This window comes from Pseudomonas nitroreducens TX1, from assembly GCF_000313755.1.
In the GTDB taxonomy this organism is placed as follows: Bacteria; Pseudomonadota; Gammaproteobacteria; order Pseudomonadales; family Pseudomonadaceae; genus Pseudomonas; species Pseudomonas nitroreducens_A.
Genome location: NZ_AMZB01000089.1, coordinates 1 through 2,558 on the forward strand (window position 1 = coordinate 1; position 2,558 = coordinate 2,558).

Sequence of the window (2,558 nt, forward strand, 5' to 3'; positions counted from 1 at the left end):
ATACAAGCGAGCTTGCTCGCGAACCGCCCGCAATCGTACTGCCGGGAAATGCATTCGCGAGCAAGTTCGCTCCTACAGGGACTATGCGTTCAGGCCAAAGGGATCCTCCACCGAATGACTCGGCAGGGTGAACCAGCGCGGACCTTGCGCCGTCATGTAGAAATGGTCCTCCAGGCGGATGCCGAACTCCCCCGGTACGCAGATCATCGGCTCGTTGCTGAAGCACATTCCGATGTCCAGCGGCGTGCGGTCGCCGCGCACCAGGTACGGCGCTTCGTGGATATCCAACCCGATGCCGTGACCAGTGCGGTGCGGCAAACCCGGCAGTGCATAGTCCGGCCCGAGGCCGCCGGCCTCCAGGCAACGTCGGGCGGCGGCGTCAACCTGCTCGCAGGGCGAGCCGAGCACGGCGGCGTCGAAAGCAGCCTGCTGTGCGGCCTTCTCCAGGTTCCACAGTTCGCGCTGGCGCGCACTGGGCGTACCGAAAACGTAACTGCGGGTGATATCCGAGTGGTAGCCGTAGAGTTGGCAGCCGGTATCGATCAGCACCATGTCGCCTTCGCGCAACGGACGCGGCTGGCGTACGCCGTGGGGGAAGGCACTGTCCTCACCGAACAGCACGATGCAGAAGGTCGAGCCCAGCGCCCCTACCTTCCTGTGCGCGGCCTCGATGAAGCGCGTCACTTCGGTGGCGCTGATGCCCTCGCGCAGGATGCTGGCCGCAGCCTTGTGCACCTCCAGGGTCATGTCCTTCGCCCGCTGCATCAGCGCCAACTCCGCTGGCGACTTGCAGCGGCGGCACTGCTCGATCAACGCGCCGGCGTCCACCAGTTGCACCTGGCTCGTCGCCTGGCGCAGGCGTTCGAACATGCCGAACGGCAGGCTGTGGGAAAGACCGACCCGCGCACCGTCGCGCACCTCGATTTCCGAAAGCATTCCGGCCAGCAGGGCGAACGGGCTTTCATGCTCGGCCCACACGCTGATGCTGCCGGGCAGCACCTGCAGATCGCGCACCGTGCCCTCCTCGAAGGCCGGGGCGATGTAGCGCACCTCGCCCCGTGCCGGCACCAGTGCGCCGACCAGCCGCTCGCTGGGGCTCCACTTCAGGCCAGTGAAATAGACCAGCGAACTGCCGGCATCGATGAACACGGCCGAGACTTCGCGCGCCAGCATCAGTTGCTGCAATCGACCGATCCGAGCCTGGTATTCCTCGAGTGCAATGGGACGAGCACCAGCCGTCATGACCTGCAATTTCGCCAGCGCCTGCTCGGGGCTCACGCCCCCTACTCCCAATGTCATGTGACTCTCCCGAGGAATGGAATAAAGCGACCATAAATTTAAGCAGCACTGAAATTTCCGGTCAAAGGCTTTTCGGTATCCGCTATCCTTGTGGCCGATTTTTCATCCGCTGATGGCTCGATGCTTTCACCGGTCGACGACACTGGTATGCTGCCGGCGTCCCACAAGAGCCTGAGCAATGTCCGCAGATCGTATCGGAGAACGCCTGCGCCGTTATCGGCGAGCAGCGAAGAAGACCCTGAACCAGGTGGCCGCCGAAGCCGGCCTGACGGCGAGCTTCCTGTCCCAGGCCGAGCGCAACCTCACCGGCGTCTCGCTGTCGTCCCTGGCCAGCATCGCCAAGGCGCTGGACGTGCCGCTCAACGCCCTCTTCGACTCTCCGCAGCAGATTCCGCCGGACTCGCACCAGGGTGAGCGCGTGCGCTACACCATCGAAGGCCAGCCACTGAGCTACGAGCGGCTGTCCAGCAGTTTCCCCGGCAACCAGTTGAACGCGGTGAAGGTGACGGTTCCGGTGGGCTACGAATCCGAACTGATCACCCACGATGGCTCGGAATTCGCCTACGTCCTCACCGGGCGCATCGCCTACGACATCGATGGCCACACCTATCCGCTGGGCCCTGGCGACTCCGTCCACTTCGACTCTGGCAAGCGTCATTGCCTGCGCAACCTCGGTGACAGCGTGGCGGAAATGCTCACCGTCACCACCCTTCCGCTGTTCGGCGAACACGCCCTCACCTGATTCACAGCCTGACGAAATTTTCAGTAGCACTGAATTTTGAGTTGAACTTGATTTCAGTCTGACTTAACTTCGGCGCGGCATGGCCGGACACAGCCCGGCCATGAAGGGACAGGTCTCATCCGGACCGGTCCGGCCAGGCCGGCTGCAAACCCCATCGGTTCGCCGGCCCCTGAAGAAAAACAAGAATGAGGTCAGGCAATGCGCAAGATGCGACGTAATCCACTGCACGCACTCGCCTTCGGCGGACTGCTGCTCGCCGGCTCCGCGGCTCAGGCCGCCTCCACCCTGGTGTACTGCTCCGAAGGCAGCCCAGCGGGCTTCGACCCCGGTCAATACACCACCGGCACCGATTACGACGCCACCTCCGAAACCCTGTTCAACCGCCTCGTGCAGTTCCAGCGCGGCGGCACCGAAGCCCAGCCGGCCCTGGCGCAAAGCTGGGAAACCTCCGCCGACGGCAAGACCTGGACCTTCCACCTGCGCCCCGGCGTGAAGTTCCACACCACCGACTACTTCA

3 protein-coding genes are annotated in these 2,558 nt (G+C 63.8%); 2 read left to right on the forward strand and 1 reads right to left on the reverse strand.

What is annotated here, in order from left to right; translation table 11 throughout:
- Positions 1 to 81 precede the first annotated feature (81 nt).
- Positions 82 to 1,299: a M24 family metallopeptidase gene (locus C167_RS0106960; protein ID WP_026078850.1), complete on the reverse strand. Its 1,218-nt coding sequence runs from the start codon at positions 1,297 to 1,299 to the stop codon at positions 82 to 84.
- A 178-nt stretch (positions 1,300 to 1,477) separates the two neighbouring features.
- Here C167_RS0106960 and C167_RS0106965 point away from each other — a divergent pair, with 178 nt between their 5' ends.
- The gene (locus tag C167_RS0106965; protein WP_017517545.1) at positions 1,478 to 2,041 is read left to right on the forward strand and encodes a helix-turn-helix domain-containing protein; all 564 of its coding nucleotides are present in this window, start codon (positions 1,478 to 1,480) and stop codon (positions 2,039 to 2,041) included.
- Between the two features lie 198 nt (positions 2,042 to 2,239).
- The coding region (locus C167_RS32290) for an ABC transporter substrate-binding protein (RefSeq protein ID WP_037006027.1) at positions 2,240 to 2,558 on the forward strand (319 nt) is incomplete at its 3' end.